This window comes from Chitinophaga agri (assembly GCF_010093065.1).
Taxonomy (GTDB): Bacteria; Bacteroidota; Bacteroidia; order Chitinophagales; family Chitinophagaceae; genus Chitinophaga; species Chitinophaga agri.
This window is the reverse complement of sequence record NZ_CP048113.1, coordinates 5984221-6009495: the sequence shown is the minus strand read 5'-3', so window position 1 is coordinate 6009495 and position 25275 is coordinate 5984221. Positions and strand designations below refer to the sequence as shown.

9 protein-coding genes are annotated in these 25275 nt (G+C 45.8%); 3 read left to right on the top strand and 6 right to left on the bottom strand.

Going from position 1 to position 25275, the window contains the following annotated elements; translation table 11 throughout:
* Position 1: 1 nt before the first annotated feature.
* The 6 genes from GWR21_RS24170 to GWR21_RS24145 are packed head-to-tail and all read right to left on the bottom strand — an operon-like array spanning position 2 to position 20242.
* The gene (locus GWR21_RS24170) at positions 2-4129 is read right to left on the bottom strand and encodes a PKD domain-containing protein (protein ID WP_162334195.1); all 4128 of its coding nucleotides are present in this window, start codon (positions 4127-4129) and stop codon (positions 2-4) included.
* 2 nt (positions 4130-4131) lie between these two features.
* Positions 4132-13053, bottom strand: a complete 8922-nt coding sequence (locus tag GWR21_RS24165) for an Ig-like domain-containing protein (protein WP_162334194.1) — start codon at positions 13051-13053, stop codon at positions 4132-4134.
* A gap of 24 nt (positions 13054-13077) precedes the next feature.
* Positions 13078-14382, bottom strand: a complete 1305-nt coding sequence (locus GWR21_RS24160; protein ID WP_162334193.1) for a DUF4302 domain-containing protein — start codon at positions 14380-14382, stop codon at positions 13078-13080.
* 47 nt (positions 14383-14429) lie between these two features.
* Positions 14430-15341 carry a zinc-binding metallopeptidase gene (locus tag GWR21_RS24155; RefSeq protein WP_162334192.1) on the bottom strand — a complete coding sequence of 304 codons (912 nt, stop codon included), beginning with the start codon at positions 15339-15341 and terminating at the stop codon, positions 14430-14432.
* A 30-nt stretch (positions 15342-15371) separates the two neighbouring features.
* Complete coding sequence (locus GWR21_RS24150; protein WP_162334191.1) at positions 15372-16820, bottom strand: RagB/SusD family nutrient uptake outer membrane protein; 1449 nt, start codon at positions 16818-16820, stop codon at positions 15372-15374.
* Between the two features lie 11 nt (positions 16821-16831).
* Entirely contained in the window at positions 16832-20242 is a 3411-nt protein-coding gene (locus GWR21_RS24145; RefSeq protein ID WP_162334190.1) for a SusC/RagA family TonB-linked outer membrane protein, read from the bottom strand.
* A 437-nt stretch (positions 20243-20679) separates the two neighbouring features.
* On the opposite strand from GWR21_RS24145, the gene GWR21_RS24140 reads away from it, so the two are divergent.
* From GWR21_RS24140 to GWR21_RS24130, 3 genes are read left to right on the top strand one after another with little or no spacing between them, the layout of a single operon-like run.
* Complete coding sequence (locus tag GWR21_RS24140; RefSeq protein ID WP_238429979.1) at positions 20680-22746, top strand: sensor histidine kinase; 2067 nt, start codon at positions 20680-20682, stop codon at positions 22744-22746.
* A complete protein-coding gene (locus tag GWR21_RS24135; RefSeq protein WP_162334189.1) occupies positions 22721-23356 on the top strand; it encodes a response regulator in 636 nt (211 codons plus the stop codon). Before GWR21_RS24140 ends, GWR21_RS24135 begins: the two co-directional genes overlap by 26 nt.
* A 37-nt stretch (positions 23357-23393) precedes the next feature.
* Positions 23394-24326 carry a hypothetical protein gene (locus tag GWR21_RS24130; RefSeq protein WP_162334188.1) on the top strand — a complete coding sequence of 311 codons (933 nt, stop codon included), beginning with the start codon at positions 23394-23396 and terminating at the stop codon, positions 24324-24326.
* Positions 24327-25275 lie beyond the last annotated feature (949 nt).

The window sequence follows — 25275 nt, the reverse complement described above, 5'->3', positions numbered from 1 at the left end:
TTTATCTCACCAACACTACATAACCCGTCAGCGGTGCATATCCATTCTTAATCTTTATAACATAATAGTAAGTGGCCAATGGTAAAGGACGTCCATTCAATGTGCCGTCCCACGGCGTATCATAACCGGTAGACTGGAATACCCGCTGTCCATAACGGTTAAATACTTCGATCGTACATCCCGGATAGTCTGCCAGGTTACCGATCACCCAGGTATCGTTGATATTATCGCCATTCGGAGAAAATGCATTCGGTACTTTCACTTCTTTAAACACTTTCACTGACAGTTCATCACTCGCTGTGCAACCACCCAGACCTGTTGCTGTCAGTGTATATACTCCATCTTCTTTTACTGTCAGTGTAGGTCTCAGGATCTCCGGATTGGAAAGCCCCATTGCAGGTGACCATCTGAAAGAGAGTTCATTTTCGCCATTCACCACAGGGGCAAACTGTACGATCGTACCCTCTGTCACGACGAAGGAAGGACCCGCATCTACAACAGGTTGCAGGTATACGGTCACAGGCGCCGTGAAAGGATCAGAGATACAACCACGGTTACTGGTCACCGTCAGTGATACGGTATAGTCTCCAGGCGCTGCATATCTTTTAACGGGCTCCGCTACATTATCGGAACTACCATCACCGAATTCCCAGGCCCAGGAAGTGATTGTTCCATTGTCAACAGTGCTCTTATCGGCGAAGATGTTATCTGTACCCTGACATAAAGTATCAGGAGAAGCCGTGAAAGAAGCGACTGGTTTATTGAAGAAGGCACTCAGTTGTTTAGTAGTATCGTGTGCACAACCATACGCGCTTACTACCGATAAGGTAATAGCATAAGTACCGCCTGTTGCATAAGTATGTGATGGATGCTGCGCTGTTGCAATAGTACTGCCATCTCCAAAGTTCCATGCATAAGTCAGGGCTGCACCATCGGTAGCGGCTGACTGGTTTTGGAATACGGCACTCCCTTCCGGCATACAGATCGCTACCGGCAAACGAAAATCTGCCACCGGCGCCGTATGTATCACCGTGTTCTTTACTACCGTATCGCTTACACAACCATTGTCACTCACCACAGATAATTTCAGTGCATAAGTTCCAGCGTTTGCATACAGCTGATCAAATGCATTGCTGTTGTTGTGTACAACGGTAGTACCATCTCCCAGCTGCCAGTTCCAGGTAGTAATAGTACCAGTGGCTACCGTTGACTGGTCTGTGATAGTTACCGGTGTACCCAGACACACATCCGCTGTTACAGCGAAATCAGGTACGGGTGCGGGTAATACGGTCACTGTCGTGCTGATAGAATCTTTACATCCATTGTCAGCGGTAAAGACATACGTGATCGTATGGGTTCCTGCTCCGGCGGCCGACGGACTAAAATTGCCGGCGGTATCAATATACGGGCTCCGGTAGATACCGGCCCCGGTCACGCCATTCGTAACCCCGGCAAGCGCAATGGAGATAGTCCCCTTTACGCTTTCGCAAACAGCTGGGATACTTGAGTACGTTAATGCTGGCTTCACATTGAATATGGCCGTTACTAACGTGTCTTTCACACAACCGTTTACGGTCGTCACACTGTGCCGGATTTTATAGGAACCATAGTAGGTATAGGTATGCACAGGATTGTTTAATGTCGATGTATTTGGATTACCAGGTGTTGCATTAGCATCTCCGAAGTCCCATGTGTAGGAGGCAATAGCCTGTCCGTCGGGAGTGGTTGCTGTACTGGTAAAGGCGACAGCTTCCCCCTGCGCGATGCAGTCGTTCGGGAACGTAAAAGAAGCTACCGGCGCAGCATATACAGTGATGTTCTGGTCTAGGGTATCGCTCACACACAGGTCACTGACTTTTACAACATGTTTTGCTGTATAAGTTTTAGGTTCAGGATAGCTGGCCGATGTGGCAGCGTTCGTACCATTGGTAGTAGTTGCTCCATTGCCAAAGTCCCAGTACCATTCATTTACAGACACAGGCCCTGCATAGGTGGCACTGTCACTAAAGGTGACGGTACTTCCAGCGCAGACTGCCGCAGGTGTCACGGCGAAATCTGCTACTGGCTTGTTATATACTGTCAGGTTAAAGCTCGTATCTGCCACACAGCCATCTTCAGTCGTCACTGCATACCCGACCGTAGGCGTACCAACAGGTAGTCGTTGTGCCGTCTGCTGCGCTGTAGCAACAATACCGCCTGGTAATGTCCATGTCCACTGATTCAGTTTATAGCCGTTACTGCTATCCTTACCAGCGAAATAAGCCGTATCCAGTACACAGGCTGTAGGGAATGTGTAGGCCGGTATTGCATCAGGTTTACCTTTTACGGTGATGGTGAAGTTGACTTCTTCTGTATTATTACAGTTGTCTATATGCGGTGCAGATGATAATACAGTTACATCATAGTAACCTGCATTCGGGAATTTATAGGTATTGGGCAAGTTGAACTGATAATACTGTACCTTTTCAATAAGCAGTGTTTTAGCAGGAACGGGCGCGTTCTGTATTACATCTGCGGAAGGCGTAATATTAGCTCCCAGCTTGCTTAGCTGCCATTCCAGTTTGGTAGGCTGATAAGTCAGCAGTACAGACAATTCCAATGGCGTGTTCACACAGGTGAAAGCATGCATCGGTTTGGAGGTATCTGCTTCATTATGTATCTGTCCGATGGCATTCAGGTTGTTGATAAATGTACCGGCATTATACCCATAGCTTTCAAAATCACCTAAACCATAAGTGGTGGCGTTAAAAGCCGAATCACTCTTTACCGTACACTGTGCAGCCGCGGCTGGCCAACGTTTGATGATCACTGTATAACCGGGCAGATTCGGATGTGGATAAGTCAGATCAAACGTATTATCGCCATCTATTTTCAGGGAAGGGATACCGTTATCCGGTATAACGAGTAACAGTCCGTTGACCTCTATCCTTTCCACATTGTTCCTGTAGAAAGCCACATTCTTAGTGGCCTGCTCGATCGGACTGAGATAGATCATCTCAGGGTCTCCGATACCGGTGGTATTGGGGCAACCTCCCTGAGAGGCCATGAATTGTGCTAACAGCACAGGTTTATCCGCTTCTATATAGTCAGCCGTATTGCTGGTAAATTCATAACATGATTTTGAAAGACCTGTCAGCACAACACCGTTACGTTTTACAACAGTGGTAGGATCTTTCACAACTATCTTATAGGGGTTGGTCTGAAAACTGGCTGCTGCTCTGCCGGAGATGGGCGCTGTCAGGTAACGCTTTCCCCATGCCTGATAGGGAAATACCTGTTGCATATTATTATCTCCGCTGGTACCCGCGGTATTACCCGGGCAATTAATACTGGTACGGCTACTGCCGGAAAATACAGCTATGGGGAAACACTTACCGGATGCATTGGCGATAGAGCGGACAGTCGTACCTGTCAGTTCCTTTCCTTTTCCACCGCCAAGAGGGGCGCCTACCAGCTGGTAGATATCGCCTTTGTTGAGTGTCACCGTAAACGGAACATTCGCAGGACGTCCGTTACGGCTCGACTCAGAGGGGTTAACCTCAACCATCGTATTGTCTTCCTTTGCGATGATATACATCCAGGAAAAACAGTCATTTGCAAAGCTCTGCTGGCTATTTAATGAGATGTAGGAGTATCCCCAGGTAGCTACCGGCATCAGCATAGTAGCTCCTGATGATACACTTCCATAAATATGTGCGTAAGCAACGATTGGCACATCACTTACGATATGAATACCTTTATTACTGAAGACGCCTTCGCCACCGGTACCGCCGTATGAGGGAGGTACAGAGTATAAACGTGCGTCTATTGATCCTGCTTTAGGAATAAGGTCACTGACGATGACCTTATTCGCAGGAATATTATATGTTCTTGTCCATGATGTTCCATCAATACTTACTGTTACCGTTGCTGCGTCTTCCGCACTGAGGTACAGTACCATGTTCTGGTTGTTCGTAAAACCAGGTTCCATAAACTGATGGTGTCCATAACCAACCCAGAATTCCTTACCTCTGTTGGACAGTCCCTGCGCCATAACGCTAACGGTGCACAGTGTGAGTAAGCAGGCAGCAGCGACCTTACGGATTGCTGCCTGCGTGTTGTTGAAAATGTTGGTTACGAATGTCGTCATGGTTATCTGATCAGGTTGATGATTCCTTTCTTTTCTACCGTTGTGCCATCTGTGAGGTTCATTCTGCATACATACATATACACACCTGATGGCTGCGGTTTGCCTTTGTAGCTACCATCCCATCCTCTGTTCTGGTCGTCGGATTCGAACAGTTTCTCTCCCCACTGGTTGAAGATCATCAGGTGCAGATCTTTCACGATGCTACCATACACTCTCAGGTCATCATTCACCGCATCTCCGTTAGGTGTGAAAGCATTCGGGATATAGATGCCATCCAGCAATGTAGTACCCGTTACCGGACCCGCATCCATTGGCGCACAACCCAGTGCTCTTACCCACAGTTTCACTTCCTGTACTGGTTGTAAACCGGTGATGGTATGAGACAGTCCCTGGCTGCCGGAAGAAGGCGTGATCCAGTTCAGACCATCTGTCGACACCTGGTATCCTGTGGCATTAGCGACTGCATCCCAGGTAAAGCGCAGGGCATTTACACCAGTAGAGTCCAGCTTAACAACTGGTGCTGTCAGCTGTGGCAGTACGATCACCTCTGCTTCTGTACGAACAGGTGCAGCGCAACCATCTTTATTTGTTTCCAGGTAGTACTTCGCGTTAGCGGTAACATTGGTAACACTCAGTGTACTGTTGGTAGTGATTAAATTACCACCTGTTGGTGCATCGTACCAGTTGTAGACTACATCCGCCGCAGGGCTCTGTACTTCAAAACTGATATTGCTACCGCTACATACGGTGAGAGAATCATTCACCAGTATACCTTCTGCTGGTCCTTTCACTTCCAGGTCTTTCGCTGTATCAGCGATACAACCATCTGCTGCTACCAGGCTCAGTTTTACGGTGTAGGTACCGCCCGTGCTATACAGGTATACAGGAGACTGTATGCTGTCGATAGCGCTGTTACCAAATTCCCATTTCCATTTGCTGATGGTAGTACTATTGATCGTGCTACCCTCACCTGTGAAGTGCACTGAGTCACTTACACAACCATTGAAAGCTGTGGTATAGTCTACCTTTGGTGCCGCGATAACTGTTACCGGCAGATAAGTTTCTATCTTATTATCACAACCTTCAAATGTTGGATCCTGCATGACAACTGGTACATAATAAGTACCTGCCTGAGAGAAGGAGTAGTCTGCATCGATCGCGAAGCGGTAGTATTTCTTACCGTTAGCGATAAAGGAATCAACCGGTACCGGTGCATTCTGGATCACGTCAGCTGCAGGCGTAATGTTGCTTACTTTACTGATGTTCCATTGTAATGTAGCTGGTGTAGTTGTAGAGATAAATGTGAAACGGAAAGGCGTGTTCACACAGGTGTAATCATTCGAAGCACCTGTACCATTATTCACATTGGAGATAGATGTACGTGTGTTCAGGTTTCTTACCAGCGTACCGGCGTTGTAACCGTAGCTTTCATCTTCACCCAGACCGTAAGTGATCGCTGTAAAGGCAGAGTCACTTTCTACATAGGTCTGTGCCTGAGTAGCATCCCAACGTTTTACTACCACAGTATAGCCCGGTAAAGAAGGGTGAGGATATTTATAGTCTACCAGTGTGCTGTTATCGATCTTCAGACTACTCACACCATTTGTTGGAATGATCAGTGTCAGATAGTTTGTCTGGATGCCTTCCTCCGTATTACGATAGAAACCGAGTTTGTTAATACCCTGTTCGATCGGGCTGAGATAGATCATCTCAGGATCACCATAGCCACCGGTATTAAAACATCTGCCCCATGATGCCATATACTGGGCAACCATCACTGGCTGATCTGCCTCGATGTAAGTAGGTGCTTCACTTACATACTGATAGAAACGTCCTTTATTAAGCCCTGTCAGTACGGTACCATCCACTTTCACAACCGTTGCCGGATCTTTTACCATAATCCTGTATACGTTACCCATCATCTTTGAAGGGTCCTCGTCTGTAGATGTCGGAGCGGTCAGGTAACGTTTACCCCATGCCTGTGAAGGGAAACACTGTTGTATGATGTTGTCTCCGTTTCCACCACTACCAGACGGATCACAACTTACACTTGTACGGCTACTACCTGAGAATACAGCGATCGGATAACATTTTCCGATGGAGTTAGATACTGCTTTGAACCTTGTTCCGGTTATATCGTATCCGGTTCTGTCGTCTACTCTTGCACCTAACACCTGGTATACGTCACCTTTATTCAATGTTACTGTAAATGGTACGTTAGCGGGATGACCAGTAGCAGTAGGCACGGAAGGCGTGATTTCTACGACTGTATTCGGTTGATCTGCGATCACATAAGCCCATGAGTAGTCACCGGCACCATACACCTGGTTGTAACCCAGTGCATAATATTCATATCCGTAGGTACCTACCGGCAATAACATGGTTGCACCGGAAGACTGTTCACCATAGATATGCGCATAGGCTACGATCGGTTTATCACTCTCGATACTGATACCTCTGTCAAACAGACCTTCTGCTACGAGACGGGCATCTTCCAGTCCATTCTTTGGTATTCTGTCTGTAGATAATGTAGTATTTGCATCCAGATGATAATGTTTGATCCAGTTTGTACCATTCACTTTAACAGTTACATCCGCAGCCTCCTGTGCACTCAGGTACAATACCATGTCCTGATCATTATCACCCGGGAAGAACTCATGGTGACCGTATGCCACCCAGAAACGCGTTCCTCTGTTTGAGCTATCTGCTGGCGGGATCACAACCGGCACTACGGCCCTTGCACTATCCACCAGACCTGTGAATTTATCCAGGAAGCTCAACTTAGGTTCTGTGATATAATTATTGAACTCATCTACTTTGCTGCTATCGCCTACCAGCCATTTATCCGCTGCGTCAGTTCTTCCTAATCCCAGCTGAGACTGTGACCTCACAAAGCCCTGCCAAGGGTCCATGTAGAATGTCTTCACGGAGAAGTCATATGTACCGGAACCTGTTGTTTCCACATCATTATAGAAGTACATTTTTTCCACGGATGCAGATACATTTGGTGGCGTTGTTCCTGTATATCTTCTGATATTCACAGTAGCCGGCACTGGTGCACCTGCGGCCCATGAGATAGACATTACGCTGTCAGAACCCATCATGAAGTGCTGAGTAGTGCCTGCGGCTGGTGTGGCTGGTACAGCGGTCAGGAGTGCAGGTGTCGATGTAGGTACAAATTCATATGCCCCCAGATCCGGCACACCATCCTGTAGCGTCACAGACCTTGCCTGATCATTGATATCCAGATTATTCCATGGCATCTGTACACCACGACCATTCAGGGCCCATACGTCACTACTATTCACAATCGGGCTACCGTCATTCAGGTTGATAGCTGGTTTATAGAAAATAGAGTGCACATCCAGTCCGGTATGACCTACCCATGAAGCCAGGGTAGCATCTTTATACAAATTGCTGGATGCCAGTACAGCGCCTGAAGAGTGGATCAGATTATAATCCGTGTTTTCTCCTGTTACACTGCCCATATCCAGCGCGATACCTGCGGCACCATGACTGAAGATATTGTTCCTCACGACCACACTGCTACCTTCATCATCTCTGAATCTGGCGGTGATGTTGGTTGTTTTACCTGACAGATCAGGAGAGCCGTTATAGATTGTATTGTTATAGTAAGTAGCTGACTTATCACCATCTACATACAGTGCGTATACAGTTTTATGAGCAGTCACCACACTTATCACGTTATTGATAACGTTTGAGTTGCTGTTATCTCCGGTGTGTAAACCGTAAATAGATGCTTTGTTATTGGTCAGTGCAATGATCTTGTTACCGATGATCTCAAACGGCGCGTAGGTAGTTGTATTACCCCATCTTGCTTGTATACCATAGATCCTGTCGCCAGACAATGAATTCAGGATATTAATGGTATTATGATTGATCTGCCATGCGGTATCAGACTCAAACACATACATACCATAACCCGTGCTGCTCATATCACCGTCCAGGTTGATAATGTTGCGGGTCATCTGCAAACGGCTGGTATACTGAGAATAGATACCCCATTTGAAGCTGTTATTGATGATATTACTATCGATCACGTGGTCAAGAGACTGGCTCTGATCACCGATACCATAGAGGTATACACCTGCAGAACCATTTTCAATCGTGTTACCCTTGATCACCATGTTCTTACCCAGGTAGCTTTCACCGATGATCACAGCGACATCTGTGCTGCTGTTGATCTGACGTGGCGCACTGAGTTTACAATTGAGGATGCTATCATAAGAAGTTGTACCTGACAACACGATCACTTTACCGTAGTTGTTATCAGTTGACTTCATGGTAATACCCTGGAAAGTCACATAGCTGGCACTATCCAGTGCAACGATATAGTTACTGTCATAAGGAGATTTATAAGTCAACACCACACCTGCTACATTTCCATTCTCACTGCGGAAGGTAATCCTGCTGTCAGGACCTGCGCCCGCTACTTCATGCATTCTGATATGTTCATTATAAGTAGCTGGTGCTACGTCAAATACAACCGGACCATCGATACCACATTCCAGGGCTTCTACAGCTTTGGTGAAAGACTGGAAGTTAGTCACACCGGCAGGTTTAGCAGGATTGATCGTATAAAGGCCAGCAGCGAATGCTGCGTTCATATTCACCTGTACGGCTGCAGAGTAAGTGGTATCTGTTCCACATACTACTATACAGCGGAAATAGTTTTCAAATGTCATTGGCGTCACCATATCTGGCACAAACTGCCATTCACCGAAGCTGGTCCAAGGACCGGCAGCAGCTTTTGCATGTTGCCAGTGGTAGGTCTGGGTACCACCCTGAGAGTTACCTGTCAGGTTGAGTTTCACTGTATCACCCAGACAGAGACCACTGTTAGGCGTAGCAGTTGCAGTACCAGGTGTAGGAGGCGCAGTACATGCAGGAATATTGATCTCATATGCACCCAGGTCAGGAGTAGTAGTACTTCTGTTAGTGCCGATAATATCTTTAGCTATACCCACTGGTATACCCGCATTATCAAATGGAGAGATCACCGGTGCATAATTACCATTGGTAGCATCTACATAGATCGGCGCTACGCTAATAGAACCGGCACCGAATGGACTAGCCTGCCAATCAGCAATATTTGCTACCGTAGCCTGTTCAAGCTTCGCAATATAGGCTCTGCCTGTTGCTGCCAGATAGATATTGTTATTGCGGGTGCTCAGTACTGAATTGCTTATATCGCTCACTCTCACACCGATCCTGTCAAATCTGGTGCTGCCTGCACTTCTTATGCTAACGATATTATTATTAAATGCAACGCTATCTGAACCTGCATCCAGTGAGAAACCATAGACATCTGATTCCGGAGAACTTTCAATTTCAATGGTGTTATGATAGATACCTGTCTTGCTGGCAAATCCACCATAGACACCTATTACATTTGAACCACTACCATCGGTAGCATGAATGATATTGTTACTTACAATGCTCCAGCCTTTACCTCTGGTTTGTTCTACAGAGATACCGGTAAAGCCACCATAAACAGTTTTGTTACCACCATACGGATTAGAGATACGGTTATTCTCGATCAGTATTCCGTCGCTGAATCCAACCCTTATACCGTAGAAGTCATTGAAGTTGTTGTCACGCGTAGGACGGCTGATCTTGTTACCAGAGATAACTGTATTGAGTGTACCTTGTGTGAAAATTGCACTCTCCGCAAAGTCAGTTATATTATTATTTACAATACGGTTATTGACAACCGGATATTCTTCCTTACCAAATAAAGTCACACCGACATATCCACCAATAATGTTATTCTGCTCGATAAGATTACCATCACAATAAGAAGCATTGTAACTGGAGCCATCTTCCATGCCACTACCATTGATCACTACAGTTGTTTTACCCCAGCTTTCATTGGTGCTTAACTGGATGGTACATCTACGTACAATGTTACTGTCTGCATGATCCATGATATGCAGGCCATAACCAAATTCACCAGGGCCGCTGGCGTCGATATTCAGACTATCGATAATTACGTGATCGGAATGACGCAATTTAACCACGGCTCTCTCCGTCGTTAAATCAGAGCTATAAGCAATCGTATTACCATTACCGTTAAAAGTGACCGTATTTACCGCAGAAGAACCTTTAATCGTATCAAGAATCAATTGTTCATTATACGGACCGGAACCAGGTACTACGTTAAATACTATCGGGCCGGTGATACCACAGGACAATGCATCTGCCGCAGCTGTGAAGCTGGTAAAGTTAGTCGCAGAAGCAGCGGCGTTCTTATTAATAGTATATGTATTAGGGGCCATTGCCGGATTGACAGTCAGTAATACCGGAGTAGCGTAGGTGGTGTTACCACTACAGGTCACAGCCACGCGATAGTACAATGTCGCAGTAGCAGTGATAGTTGTATCAGGGCTGCTCAGGACATTACCAATGGAAGTGAAAGGACCAGCAGGAGCAACGGCAGTCTGCCACTGATAGGTCTGACCGATGCCAATAGAATTTCCGCTCGCCCCCAGCATTACCGATGTATTCTGACACACGATCGCTTTTGATACGGTAGCCGTACCAGGCGTCGGAGGTGCAGTACATACCGGTGGAGTGAACTCATATGCACCGGCATCAGGGGCTGTAGTACTACGTGTAGCACCTGTGATATCCACGGCTACGTCTGCGTACAGACCTTTATCATTGATCGCACTGTTCTGTGGTTTGAAATTACCAGTTGCAGTATCTGCGAACAACGGATCACCAAATACTGATCCCTGTTCGCGACCTGATATACTCTGCCATTGTGCAAGTGTGGCAGCGTCCTGGCCGTCATAACCGATGAAGGCGTTTGTAGTGGTAGGAGAAATAAAGAATGCGTTTCTGTCGGACACGAGACCAGCACCAGCACCATCTGTATACATGGCATACTTTTTAAAGTTGCCAGCCCTGGAGATGTAGATCAGGTTATTTTTAAACTCCAGCCCACCAGCGCCATTATCAGCCGTGAAACCTTTCGTCTCATACGTACCTGGTTTAGTAGCACCATCCAGGACGATCGTGTTATGATAGAACCAGATGTTATTAGAATAGGAACAGTTAATACCGGTAACATTTGCACCGCTGTTCATATCGTAGATCAGGTTATTGGTAATTTTATTTTCCAGGGTTGTAAGTGCCACCACCATATCTACCTGTATACCAACAGCAGGTTTTTCAAAACCTGGCATGGCGCTATAAGGACTATGTAAACGGTTACCGTTAACAACAGCTTTTGTATTCAGTGCTCTCAGCTCAATACCAAAGAATGACCACTGGGTCGTTCTGGTCGGGTTACTAACCTCATTACCATCTACCAATGTATTGAATGTACCCTGCAGTTTTATACCTGCATTGTGTACATCGTATATTTTATTATTGATCACCTTATTGCCGGCTACAGAAGTAAACTGTCCGCCCAACAGGGAGATACCATAGAAACCTCCGGTGATAGTGTTATTAATAAGTGTATTGTTATCACACTTGGCATCATCATCTGTTAATGCAGGACCTCCGGTTAATGCTATACCAGCACCTCCATACTGATCATTTGAAGTAGTGAGAGTGTTGTCAATGACACAGTTGCTGATCGTGTTGTTATCTGCATCATTGGTTAGATGAACAGGAATACCATATTTAGACCAGTCCACTGATTCGGCTTTAACATGCAGGTTATTGATAGTTACATAATCTGCATCATTCAGCTCAAGTGTGTACTGTTTTTTAACATTGGAAGACTGGTATTGCAGTATCTCAGCATTACCATTAATAGTGATCGTGCTGGTAGCGGATGCACCGGTGATAGCCGGTATCTGTACCTGCTCGGTGTAAGGACCTGAACCGGCAGCTACATTGAATACTACATTACCATTAATACCACATCTGATAAAGTTGATCGCATCAGCGAAAGAGTGGAAATTAGTACCACCGGTTGCCAGTCTGCTGTCAATGGTAAATGTGCCACTCACCGCAGCTGGTGTCGCCACCTGTAAACTGGCTGAAGTAGCCGCATTCCCAGAAGCACAGGTTACTATACAACGGTACCAGGTACTCGCTGTCTGAGACACCGTGATACTTGGTAAAGAACCACCGCTGATATTTGTCCAGCTATTATTGTTAGCTGAAGACTGCCATTGGAAAGTAAGACCAGAAGCAAGTGTTGTACCATTCAGAGACAGATACACTTTACCGGTTGAACAAAGTTCACCTGCATTAGCTACCACTGTACCAGTTGTCGGTGTGCCTGTACAGGCAGCTGCCGCAGTCCACGTAAAAAGGATATCAGGACGGGTGGTCAGTTCACCGGTATTAGAAACAGCCGTTGTACCACACTCAGTGCCATCATCGCCTCTATAGGTGTGAGCAGCCTTATAAGGCATCATCGTCGTAAAAGCCACTTCAGGGTTTTCGTTACTGGTACCACCATTCGGATCTCCATTACAAACCTCTACAATGATATTATCAGATCCGTTCCAGGTAAGCGGGGCATTAAACTGAAATTTATTATAACCAGCTACCGGTTGATAATGGGTAGGACCATATACCTGTGTGGTTACAGTTTCCCACCTGGTCTCATCCAGGTTATTCAATGTCACGAAACCTACCTTTATTACATAATTTTCTACGAGGCCCATTCCACGCAGGTTAAGCACATTAAAACCCAGCGCACTAATTGAACCTGCGCCCATACCCGCAGCCTGCAGGTCTGAAGCCAGATAAAGATACTGTGCACGGGCGCCCCGCTCATAATCCTGCAGGGGACAGGGATACCAGCTGATCTCGCTGCCGGATGTACTGTTGCCAAGTTTAATATCAACCTGGGCTTTAACAGGCAGTATACCCAGCAGTCCTACTGCTATGAACAACAAGCTCCTGTAAAAAGAATTAGTAAAGTACCGTCTCATGTGAATAACTTTCTTTTAGGATTGTTAAAACCAGGATATCCAGGATTTGCCGTCTTTAGCGTTCACCATGTCGTAACCGCTGCTTGTTTTTACCAGATAGAAACCCTGGGTTTCCGACATCTTGGTAGTTGTGTTGGACACAGCGGTCTCCCCTTCAGGAAGTTCTCCAAGTACGCCTACGTAAGAGAACACGATACGGCCATCTGTTCTGAAAGTCGGCGGCGTAGTAAATGCAGGTCCATAGCTAAGCTCGGCGCCATTACCACTATTGGTAATAATGCCTAGTAACTCATATTGGGAACCGTCGCTCAGTTCGAACTGAGGGTTGTATATAGTAAAAGAATAGTTAGGCAATTGCTGAATGCCATAAGCATCATCTTTACCATCTACATGGAAACCTTCAACAGTGATCCAGTAACTACCAGTCTGTTGCTTCTCGTTCCACCATGCCTTAGCAGCATCTTTATCTATCACTAATGGTTTAGCCGTTTCTTTGATAGTACCGGTGTTACCATTAGCAGTGAAACTCAGTGTAGTAGATGTAGCGCTCCAGGTAAGGTTATCCAGCGAAGCAATTGTTTCACCGTTTACATTTACCGCAGGCGCAAAAGCAACACCATTTGGTGTATAATAATATCCTGTCGTCACGGTCTGGTTAGCACCGCTTTCATCTACCCAGCTGATGGTAGTTGTTCTGCTGGCCTCATCAAACGCGACATCATAGGATTTGCCATTTAATGTCAGACGTTTGAAATAAGTTAGGTAGGTACCTATTTTATCGATCAGGCGATTAGACTTTTCACCTTTATATGCAGCCTGCTCCTCAGCGGTTGCTTTTATAAGTACCGCTTTACTTTCATGATATCTTCCTTTCAGAAGGATGGTATCACCACGCATGCCTTCTATCGCAAATTCGAAGTCGGAATACAATCCCTCACCATACACACCACCATTTACGGACGCATCCGGATCGCTCAACACGTGCAGGTAAGAATAGGTATCAAACAACAGGCATGGCTGTTGCAGCGCTTTCAGGCGATAGCTGCTTTCTGCTACCGTTATTGCAGATGCAGAATCAAAATCTGCATACATTTTCACCCTGTTAGAATCGTTAAACTCAAAGTAGAAAGAGAATACGCCATGTTCAAGACCGGAAGGATATACCAGACCTTTCCATCCGTAAGGAGCGGTAGCCAGTATATCACCATATTTTTTCAGTGTATCATTCAGGCGGGTATCAGGCGGAGCACTGAACACGTCCTCATCCGATTTCTGACAAGCTGCCAGTACGGAAAGGGAGAAGCATATCAGGAGTAAGCGTTTTAACATAATATCTTTAGTCTTTTCGTAGTTTTCAAATGATGCTGTGGTAATGCTTAGTAGATCAGTGCTTCTACTGCTTTTCTTTTCCTGGTCTGTAAACTGTAGAAATCAATATTCCACGCAGTTTTGAAGTAAGCAACGACCATAGATTCTTTCTGGCGCAGCGCAGAGATAGCCTGTGCCTGTGTTACACCGCTGGTAGAAGTACCTTCCGGGATGCTGGCGATCAGCTTTTCAAATCCTGCACGACCATCAGTCAGCATCAGGGAGATCATTTCCACAAAGTCATCATCATATCCTGACATGGCATAAGGCGTGATGAAACCATTGGCATGCGCCTCATCATCACTGATATTTGTCCAGTTGGCAGAATAACGGCCGGCAGAGATATTTTTAAATGCAGGCGGATAAAGTATTGTCTGATGCAGAATATGCCCGAATTCGTGTTCTATTACGTGAAAGATCTGCTTTAACGTAGCCGAGTCAGAAGGTTTATAATTAGGCATACCTTTGATACGGAAAGAGTTGATGGAATAGATCACCACTTTACGACCACCTTCTGCTGTACCCAATGTAATGGTTCCGTTATCCACATTCCAGCTGGCACTACCACAAAGGATCAGGAACTTCGGACTGTTCTTACGGAAGAACTCAAGACCTGCTTCTGCTACATAAGTATCTATCCATACTTTTTTGATAGACTGTAATGCAGGCTTCACCATGGCTTCCTGCGGTGGTACCAGTGTCTTGTTCAGGTCAAATTCAAACTGGTCCCATTTGTATCTTGCCTCAATGTTATAAGGCACAACCAGTGTGTCGTATAACCATTTGTCCAGGGCTGTCTTATCCCAGGTGTCTCCTCCCAGTCCGGGAATATCTTTCAGATCACTGAGATCGTCGTCGTTACTACAGGCGGCAAAGAAAACCGCAGTAAGTAATAGTAATAATGTCTTTATATTTTTCATGCGCTTTGCGTATAGATCTTGAGTAGGTGATTAGCGTGGGTTCATAGGTAAACCGGAAGTCTTGGCTGTAACAGGTAACTGAAACACCCTGCGTGGATCATCCGATCCGAGTATCAATGTTTCTCCCTGACTGGTCACATGCGTGATCGCGGCTTTGTAACGCATCAGGTCAAACCAGCGCATACCTTCCTGTACAAACTCTCCTCTTTTGAAATCAAGCACAGTGGCAAGCAGGGCATCACGGTTATCAGAAACACCATAGTAAGTTTTGGACTTCGCCACTGTAACGGCATGGTCGGTAGCATCATAATTGGTGATACGTGTGCTGGCATACTTGTTCAGATCGTCCAGTACTGCTGCTGTATTACCCAGGTATGCATTAGCTTCTGCCCTGTTGAACAACACTTCCTCAGCAGTGAACAACGGCACCATCGTATAAATGAAACCGATGGTCGCATTAACTGATTCCTTTACAAAATATTCACTCAGCTTAGGTACAAAGTAGTCCGCTGTACTATAGGTATAAGCAGGATAGCACCATTCGCCACCTGTCGCATTTGAACCCAGTATATTTCTATACATTGGAAAGTTCATACCAAAACGATATTGCCCAAGGTAACGTCCATACATTGAATTGGTCTCTACCAGCAACAGATTGGCATTTTCGCTGGAGTTGGAGTATACGTTAAACAACTCCAAAGGAGTTTTATACATATAGGAAGTATTCCATGGGCGCAAATAAGTCAGCGCATCACTGGAAGGAACGGACAAATCAGCGTAGGTTACCACTTTTTTATAATCCCGTTTGTATAGGTAGAATCTTGCTGCGAATGCATACGCCGCCTTCTGATTAAAGTGGTATTTGGGAACTTTATACTTATCATCACGGATCAGTGGTAAACCAGCCAGCAGGTCTTTTTCAATCTGATCATATACATAGGATACCGTCTTTCTGTCATACTGTTTGAACACCACATCTTCGGGCTCCGTAACATATGGAATACCCATATCTGTCTTTGAAGTAACCGAATCATAGGTTTTAGAGAAAATGTTCACCAGCATAAAATGTGCATAGGCACGTGCTACCAGCGCCTCTCCTTTCTGACGGCTGTAAGCAGCAGTATCTGTTGCCTTTTCGCAGGCGAGCAGTGCATTGTTTGCAGCCGCGATAGCGGTATAGGCAGCGGCCCAGTAATATTCAGGTGAGTCCTGATTTACGTTCTGTACATCTTCGAAATAGAATGGATCCCTGTTGGTACGCAGATCCACACCCGTTCCTTTATCTGCCACATTATCTGAAGAGGCTTCTGTGAAAGCCATATAGTTAGCCTGCGGATAGGCTGTGCCCAGTAACTGGCTCACCTTCTCAGGTGTATCCAGTTGTGTCCAGGTACTGTCTGGCTGCTGATCCAGGTATTTTTTACAACCCGTTACAGACGGGAGAATAGCTAAGAGTATATATAGCGCTTTTCTTTGCATACTGTCTTTTTTTAGATACCAACTTTGAGAGATAATGTGAACTGCTTCTGTATAGGCTGTGCTACACCACCCGCGTTGAAGAACTCAGGGTCCTGTCCTTTCAGCTTTTTATCTGAATAGATCAGCCACATGTTATTGGCAGCACCTGTTACTACCAGACTGCTGAGGCCTGTTCTTTTAATAAAGCTGTTAGGTAACTGGTAAGTCAGCGAGACAGTTTTCAGACGAATAAAATCTCCTTTGGCCACGCGCTCTGTGGAATAGTTGTAATTATTATAAGGATATGCGCCACCCAGCAATGTCTGCTCATATGCATCCAGGATAGAAGGCACGTTGGTCTTTGTTTCGTCATTCGGCATTACCCAACGATCGTAGAATTCATTGGGCATGGCATCCAGGTCAGAGTAAGATGTTTTGAACGCCGGGTACAGACGGATCGTGTTACCCCACTGATAGGTCATAAATACGTTTAATGACAGTGCTTTGTAACGGAAGGTGTTGTTCCATCCACCTGTAACAGGAGGATCTACCGGACCCTGGTATACCAGCTTATCTGTTGCGTCGTCCTGCAGGTCAATGTTAGAGCTGGTTTTACCATCAGAGGTCACGAAAGTGGGCACGCCGGTGCGTGGGTCAAGCCCTTTATAATCCAGTGAGAACAGGCTACGAACCGGATAACCTTCTTTGTTACCACCTTCCGCAGCTACCAGGTCAAAAATCAATGGAGAGTTTTTCGCATTGGTGATCTTATTGGTATTGTAGCTGAATGTCAGGTTCGTTCTCCATCCCCACACCTTCCTGCGTATAACTTCACCACCGATCATTAACTCAATACCTTTGGAAGTCATATCCGCATAGTTGGCGGCTTTGTACAGTTCACCACCGATACCAGCTGTTTTGATAATGCTGATCAGGTCAAAGCTCTTACGGCTGTACACATCAACAGTCACATTTACACGTCTGTCAAAGAGACCGGCTTCCAGGCCAAGATTAGAAGTATATAGTTTTTCCCAGGTTAATTCTGTATTCTTCAGATGTGCCAGCTGAATAACTGATTCCACCTCATTCAGGTGTGCACGACGGCTGTTAACTGTCTGGTATACGATATTAGAGTTTGTAGCAGGTCCCATGCTGGCGGTCAGACCATAACTTCCGCGCAGGGAGAGATAATCCAGGTTAGAGAAATCCTGCATAAAGCTTTCCCTGTCGAGGTTCCAGCGACCAGCAACGCTCCAGGTAGGCAGCCAGCGGGCACTGGTAGAAGCACCCAGACGGTTAGAACCATCATAACGGGCATTTGCACTGAAGCTGTATTTATCCCCATAGGAGTAATCAGCGGTACCATAGAAAGCAGCGAAGCGGTCGTAGTCGCGGGCCATACCATAATAAGGGAAGTTACCCTCAATGGTCTGCTTCAGGATGCGGTAGTCTATGTAAGGTACACCACCGTTATTGTACTGATAACCGTAACCTGTATTGGAGGCATTTTGTCTGTCAGCGTATTTCACCTGCTGGCCAGCCAGGATATTCAGGGAGTGATTACTACCGAAAGTAGTTTTATAGCTGAGCGTATTACGGAAGTCATAATTCACCAGCTGATCTTCTGTGCGGTTGTAGAAACCGCCTGCTGGCAGCACGATCACCGGTGGTGCATCCGGATTCTCCGGATCACGGTACAGGAATTTATTATTTGCGGCAATGGTTGCATTATCCGCAGCTCTGTAGGCATTTGCCATGTTCGCATCTTCTGTGATCTGGTGTTCACGGGAAGATTTTACATAACGCAGCGCACCTACGAATTCCCATTTTAGCTTCTTAGTGATGTTCCAGCCGAGATCTCCCTGCAAACGTAGGTCCATTACATTGAGAGAAAGGTAGTTGTTGCGCAGCTCGTTGAGAATATTAAAGTCAGTATAGTTACGTCTGAAATATTCCAGGTTACCTTTATCGTCGTATGCTCTCAGTGTACGGCTGGTATTGAGTGCATAACTGAAAGGATTGATATCAAAATCGCGGTCGTACTGTCCTTCAACAGGGTTACTATTCCTGGTCAGTGAGCCTGGTGCTTTCTGCTGACGTACTGATCCGAGTGTGGAAAACCCTGCAGAAAATCTGTCAGAGAGTTTATAGTTATTGCGGAAGTTCAGTGTATAGCGGTGTACCTTATCTGCTAAAGTCCAGCCATTATCGCCATAGTAACTGGTAGAGAAGTAAGACTGGGAACGGTCGGTACCGGATGATACACTGATAGAATGTTCCTGTACAAAGTTATTACGGAACAGGATGTCAAACCAGTCCGTGTTTGCTCTGCCATACTGCATGAGGAAGGCTTTACGCGCTTCCGGTGTATTCTCCAGCTGGAAGTGACCATTCTCATCGGTCTGTATCATTTCATACATCTTTCCGTACACACCAACATCACCACGGGAAAGAATATCGGAAGTAAGAATACCTTTACGTTCCAGTTCTCCCAGGACAGACATCTGGCGGGCGGAGTTCATAATATTAAAGTCTCCATAGGTAGGTTTAAGCTGTGTACTGAAGTTGCCGCTATATGCTACAGCGGTCTTACCGGCACGACCTTTCTTGGTAGTGATCACGACCACGCCATTCATCGCACGGGCACCGTACAGTGCCGTTGCAGCAGCATCCTTCAGGATATCAAAGCTCTCAATATCGTTGGAGTTCAGGCCGGCTACCGCAGAGCCGAGCAGTGTGGTAGGGTCACCACTGGAGAGTTGATCGTTGGAGATGTTTGCAACATCTTCCAGTACTACACCGTCTACTACCCACAAGGGCTTGTTATCACCGTTAATAGAAGAGGCACCACGGATACGGATCTTGGGAGCGGTACCAAAAGTACCGGATACGTTCTGAATAGAGACGCCCGCCACGCGGCCTTCCAGCATACGGCTTACATCGGCCACCCCGTTTATTTTTACATCTTCAGCTTTTACAGATACAGCAGAACCGGCAAATTTCTTTTTATCAACATTCTGATAACCAGTTACGACAACTTCGGACAGATTGCCCTCGGTGCCACTCAGTACTACGTTCAGTACTGCCTGGCCGCTGTAGAGTATCACTTTGGATTTCTTTCCGATATAGGAAAAACGCAGACTGTCACCTGAGCGGGCACCCAGCATAAAATCACCATCCACTGTAGTCACTGTACCTTTTTTGGAAGAAAGGTTTACGACAGAAACGTTAGGCAACGCCACTTTCTCTTCAGCACCTGTCACACGTCCTTTCACTGTGCCCACCGGAATCGAGTCTTTTACGATACGGCTGCCGGCCGTATGATTTTCTCCGGCTGCATGTGCGCCGGCAGATAATAGTAGCAGTATTGTAACCGTAATAATTCCCCTCCGGTGCTTTTTGAAGGGCACCGGCATTTGATTACCATGCATAGGTAATGTCATATGTATAGCTGATTTACTGAAATGATCCTGGTTGTAAAAAATATCTTCTTCTGGTTGATCCTAGCGCTGATAGTGTGACGTACTATCAACTGTTTCCTACAGGTCCAAGCATTAGATTTAGCTGTAACGAATTAACGCTCAATTCTCAAACCCCCTTTAGTCCGTTGTGCTCTATGTTCCTTTTTTCAAAAGCTAAAATTATTCAAGTGGACAGGTTATTGCATCAGGGTAAACCCCTTTTATAGAAAATAGCGGTAAACCACTATTTAATTCTTATCTTGGTGCACAGGAATCAACCAAACTTTATATTCGTAACGACGCTATTTTATAGGAAAATCCTTTGTTGCAACCAGAATCTATTTTCGTCTCCTGTAATAACTGTCAATTTTACAGGAATAATTGCCAATGATGCCACAAAGAGAATGAAATGACTTCTAATGATGGGTAACCTTAGTAACCTGCTCCACGGAACTATCCGATGGACGCTGCTTTTCATGCTGTTATTACTGGCCGGTAACAGTCAGACCCTTACTGCCCAGGTGGTAAAAGACCAACTGTCACAAAATGTCACACATGCGACAACAAGTAAAAAACATGTGGATAGTCTGCTGAAACTGGCCAATACTAAAAAGGATACTGCCACCGCTGATGCCATGCGGCTGTTTTATCTCGGCATGGAAGACGCACGGATGTTGAAGTACAATAACGGTGTTGCCCATGCACTGGCGGGGCTTGCCATGTGTTATAACAATAACAATGAAAAGGATAAAGCCCTGTCATGTGAACGAATGGCGTTACATTATTGTGAAGACAATCCGGAGGGGCTGGAGATGCAGCTGAACGTCTACCTGTTCATGTCACAGACATTTTATTATAAAGGAAAATACGATTCCTCTGCCTTTTACAGGTATACTGCCCTCGATGTACTGGAAGCCCATAATATAAAAGATACCAAGATGCAGACCCGTGTATACTGTAGTCTGCTCGATTTCTGGCTGAACATCAACGAAAACATCCAGAACGACATGCATATCCAGCAGGTAATGGGGCATGTGAATAACCTGGTGGACAGTGCTAAAGTAAAAAAAGACACGATGGGTTTGGTCCTCCTTTACTTTTATAAGGCTGGATACTTTAATAACATCCTGCAGAATGATTCCGCCCGTGCGTATTGTGCTGCTGCCATCCAGATGGGTAAGACCAAAAAAATGTCCGCCAGCATGGAAGCCGGTCTGCTGATCAATACCGGACTGACCTACCTGGACGATAAAAATCCAGCGCCAGCCATCCGTTACCTGGAGAAAGCAAAAGCGCTTTTCCCCCCTAACAATCATATCCGCAACAGGCATCAGATCTTTGCAGACATCTGTATCGGGCAGGGCTATCTGATGCAGCAGCAATACAGCAAAGCAGTTGCCATTACCTTACCGGCACTGAAAGATGCCGAAGACCGCCATATGATACATCTGCTGATAGGCAGAGGTAACCAGGTACTGGCAGATGCCTACGAGGCGTTGGGACAATATAAAAAAGCAGCAGCGTACAGAAAGGCATATAATATTGTCAGGGACAGCATGATGAAAGTGGAAAAACTGGAGCTCGTGTACAACCTGGAGATGAAATACCGGATCGCTGACAAGAACAAAGAACTGGCAGAAAAACAGCTGGCTATTACCCGTAATGAGAGCAGGATCAAGACCAAAAACATGCTAATCATTGCGGTATCTTCCGGCCTATTGCTTATTCTGCTTGTTAGTTTGCTGATATACCGTAACAACCTGCATAAACAGAAGTTACAGCTGGAGAAGATCCGTAACCTGCGCCAGGAACTACAGATCAGTAATCTGCAGGCGATGATAGCCGGTGAAGAAAAAGAGCGTAGCCGTATTGCCCGTGACCTGCACGACGGAATGGGCGGTACCCTCGGGACGATCCGCACGCGTCTTAGTGCTATCTTCCGCAGGCATACTACCACCGATGTAACGGAAGACTTCCGGGAGGTATTGCAGCTGCTGGAAGAGGCTTCTATTGAATTACGCAAAACAGCACATAACCTGATGCCGGAAATACTCCTACAGGAAGGTCTTATCAAGGCCACTGCCCTGTTCTGTGAGCGGGTCAACAAAGGGCATACACTGGAAGTCAATTTTCAGTCCCTGGGAATCTGTACCGGCCTGTCAGCGGAGGCTGAACTCACCATCTACCGTGTTATACAGGAACTTATCCATAATATTCTTAAACATGCCAATGCAAAACATGCCATCGTACAGATCGCCTGTTATGAAACACAGCTGGCAGTGACTGTAGAAGATGACGGCAATGGCATGTTAACCAATGCACAATCGGACGGTATAGGATTGAAAACCATCCGGGAACGCGTAAATTCGCTAAGCGGGTTTTTACATATAGACAGTGTACCTGGCGAGGGAACCAGCGTACATATCGAAATTGGAATTAAACAAAATAATACTTCGAGACATGCCTATCAAACTAGCGATTGCTGATGATCACCCCATTGTTGCCAACGGCATCTGTAATATCTTACGTGATGCTGCCCATGTAGAAGTAACAGATATCTATCCTAATGGCAATGCGCTTTTAAAAGGCCTTAAAGAACGCCAGCCGGACGTACTGTTGCTCGACATGCACCTGCCCGACCTGAGCGGCCCTGAACTGGCTGCCAGCATCATCAAGAGCTATCCTCAGGTACGTATACTGGTATTGAGTAGTACAGACATTCTTTTCCTGGTGAAAAAAATGCTGAAACTGGGATGTATGGGCTACCTGTTAAAAGATTCTGACGACACCACCATTATCCAGGCAATCGAAACAGTACAGAAAGGCGGTCAGTACCTTTCTCCGGCCCTTAATCAGATGCTCATAGATGATATGTTCCGCAACAAGAAATCAGAGAAGAAGAATACGGCACTGACAAGACGGGAGAAAGAAGTGCTGGAACTGATCATTGATGAACACACCAACCAGGAAATTGCCGACAAACTTTTCCTCAGTCTGCATACAGTAGAAAACCATCGTATCAGCCTGCTACACAAACTTGAGGTAAAAAACACAGCGGGCTTGGTAAAGGTCGCTTTACAGACAGGCCTGGTTTAGAACGGGTTATATCCTCATTATTTCGTAGTATCGTATAATGAGTAAACTGACAATCTTTAACAGTCTGCTGTTCATTTCATTATCCATTACAATTACAGCAACTGCACAGAAAAAGAAGAAAGATCATAAGAAGAAAGATAAACAGGAACAGTCGGACACGAAGAAAAAGGCTGCGCTGAATGAGGCCGAGAAGCCGCAGGTACTCGGGATTGTACAATCACCTGCTATTGCGGAGGCATCCGGACTTGCAGCGAGTAAAACACTGCCAGGACATTTCTGGACACACAATGACAGTGGCAATAAACCAGAGGTATATCTTCTGGACAATAAGGGACAACTGATCAGCACCATACAACTGGAGGGCACTAAAAACCGCGACTGGGAAGACATAGCGGAGGGAGCCGGTCCAATTCCACACAAGCAATATGTGTATGTTGGCGATATTGGTAACAATATCCGGCTGGACCTGCATACGCATATTTACAGGTTTGCTGTGCCGGCACAGTTGCCTGGTAGTAAGGTGGCGATGAGGCCTGAAGTGCTGAACCTTACTTTTCCGGATGGACCGAGAGATGCAGAGACACTGATGGTGGATCCACTGGGCGGGTTTCTGTATGTGTTGAGCAAACGTGAGAAGGCGGTAGGGATCTATAAAACGCCGTTGAATTTTAAAGACGGGCAAAATGTAACGTGGCAGAAAGTAGGGACGGTACCTTATACATGGATCACTGCGGGGGATATTTCACAGGATGGGAGGCATATTGTGATCAAGGATAAAAGCAGGGTGTATTACTGGACGCGGCAGTCGGGAGAAAGTGTGGAAGCGGCGATGGCGAGGCCGGCGACGGTATTGCCTTATGTGCCGGAGCAGCAGGGAGAAGGGATTGCGTTAATGCCGGATAATTCGGGGTATGTGACGATTAGTGAGGGGAAGCATCCTGCGTTGAATTTTTATCTTCATAGATTTTAGTGTAGGCAATGGTTGGGCTTACAGTGAATATTGCGTCGATCTTCTGGCAACGGTTGCAGGAGTGACAACTGGCTGTAGTTGTCATTGTCCTGTTGAGGATATAGTTAGTCTTACAATAAATATTGTATTGATCTTCTGGCAACGGCTGCAGGAGTGACAACTGGCTGTAGTTCTTTGAAGTTCCGGGCGATTAGGTGTTGGGGATAGGGTGAGTGTAGAGGGTTGGATGAAACCCCTGGTGCAAAGGTTCGGCATACTTCAAACAACTAAGGGCAGTTGTTCACTTCTGCACCGTTGCTGCGTACGGTCTTTCCGTTGTGAATATTGTTTTTCTTTGTGAGGTGAGGGAGTGGGTGTTTCCTTTAGCCCAGGAATATGCTGCATATTGTTTCCCATATTACGTCTACTACCAGTTCGACAATGATATTCAGGACAAATCATGCAAATTCGAGCAACTTACCGCCGATATATGAGAGTACTTTTAGTGTGTTGACCAGCATAGGTTTGTTAGATTAACGCTGGAAAAATAGCAAAAAATTTCCATTAGTTGAGATATTGGGTATAGCAGGCTTTGACCTATACTTGAGTCGTCTTTGAGGCGGCTTTATCTTACGTTCCTCTTCCGTCTTTGAACTTAGGATGAACGTAAGATAAAGCTACCTCAAAGACGCCTCAAACGAACGTCAACCGAACGTCTTTCGAACCGCTTCTGACAACGCTTCTATCATTTGGACTGATACAATTTTGACACAGGTTCGACGCTTGGCCGTCGCTAGTTCTCCGCTAGTTCGTTGCTTGTTCGTCCCTTGGTATATTGATGACTAAGTCATCAAAAAATACAACACACTATAAATCAGATAATTAATTCTCACAACTAATCACATAATAACAATTATTAATATTAAAATAGTATCAGTTTTTGTGTTTAATGCTGCTGCCGCTAACGCTT

What these genes read in the sequence shown, in the direction of transcription:
- GWR21_RS24170 (WP_162334195.1), bottom strand. Translation starts at nt 4,129, where the DNA reads ATGACGACATTCGTAACCAACATTTTCAACAACACGCAGGCAGCAATC.
- GWR21_RS24165 (WP_162334194.1), bottom strand. Translation starts at nt 13,053, where the DNA reads ATGAGACGGTACTTTACTAATTCTTTTTACAGGAGCTTGTTGTTCATA.
- GWR21_RS24160 (WP_162334193.1), bottom strand. Translation starts at nt 14,382, where the DNA reads ATGTTAAAACGCTTACTCCTGATATGCTTCTCCCTTTCCGTACTGGCA.
- GWR21_RS24155 (WP_162334192.1), bottom strand. Translation starts at nt 15,341, where the DNA reads ATGAAAAATATAAAGACATTATTACTATTACTTACTGCGGTTTTCTTT.
- GWR21_RS24150 (WP_162334191.1), bottom strand. Translation starts at nt 16,820, where the DNA reads ATGCAAAGAAAAGCGCTATATATACTCTTAGCTATTCTCCCGTCTGTA.
- GWR21_RS24145 (WP_162334190.1), bottom strand. Translation starts at nt 20,242, where the DNA reads ATGACATTACCTATGCATGGTAATCAAATGCCGGTGCCCTTCAAAAAG.
- GWR21_RS24140 (WP_238429979.1), top strand. Translation starts at nt 20,680, where the DNA reads ATGATGGGTAACCTTAGTAACCTGCTCCACGGAACTATCCGATGGACG.
- GWR21_RS24135 (WP_162334189.1), top strand. Translation starts at nt 22,721, where the DNA reads ATGCCTATCAAACTAGCGATTGCTGATGATCACCCCATTGTTGCCAAC.
- GWR21_RS24130 (WP_162334188.1), top strand. Translation starts at nt 23,394, where the DNA reads ATGAGTAAACTGACAATCTTTAACAGTCTGCTGTTCATTTCATTATCC.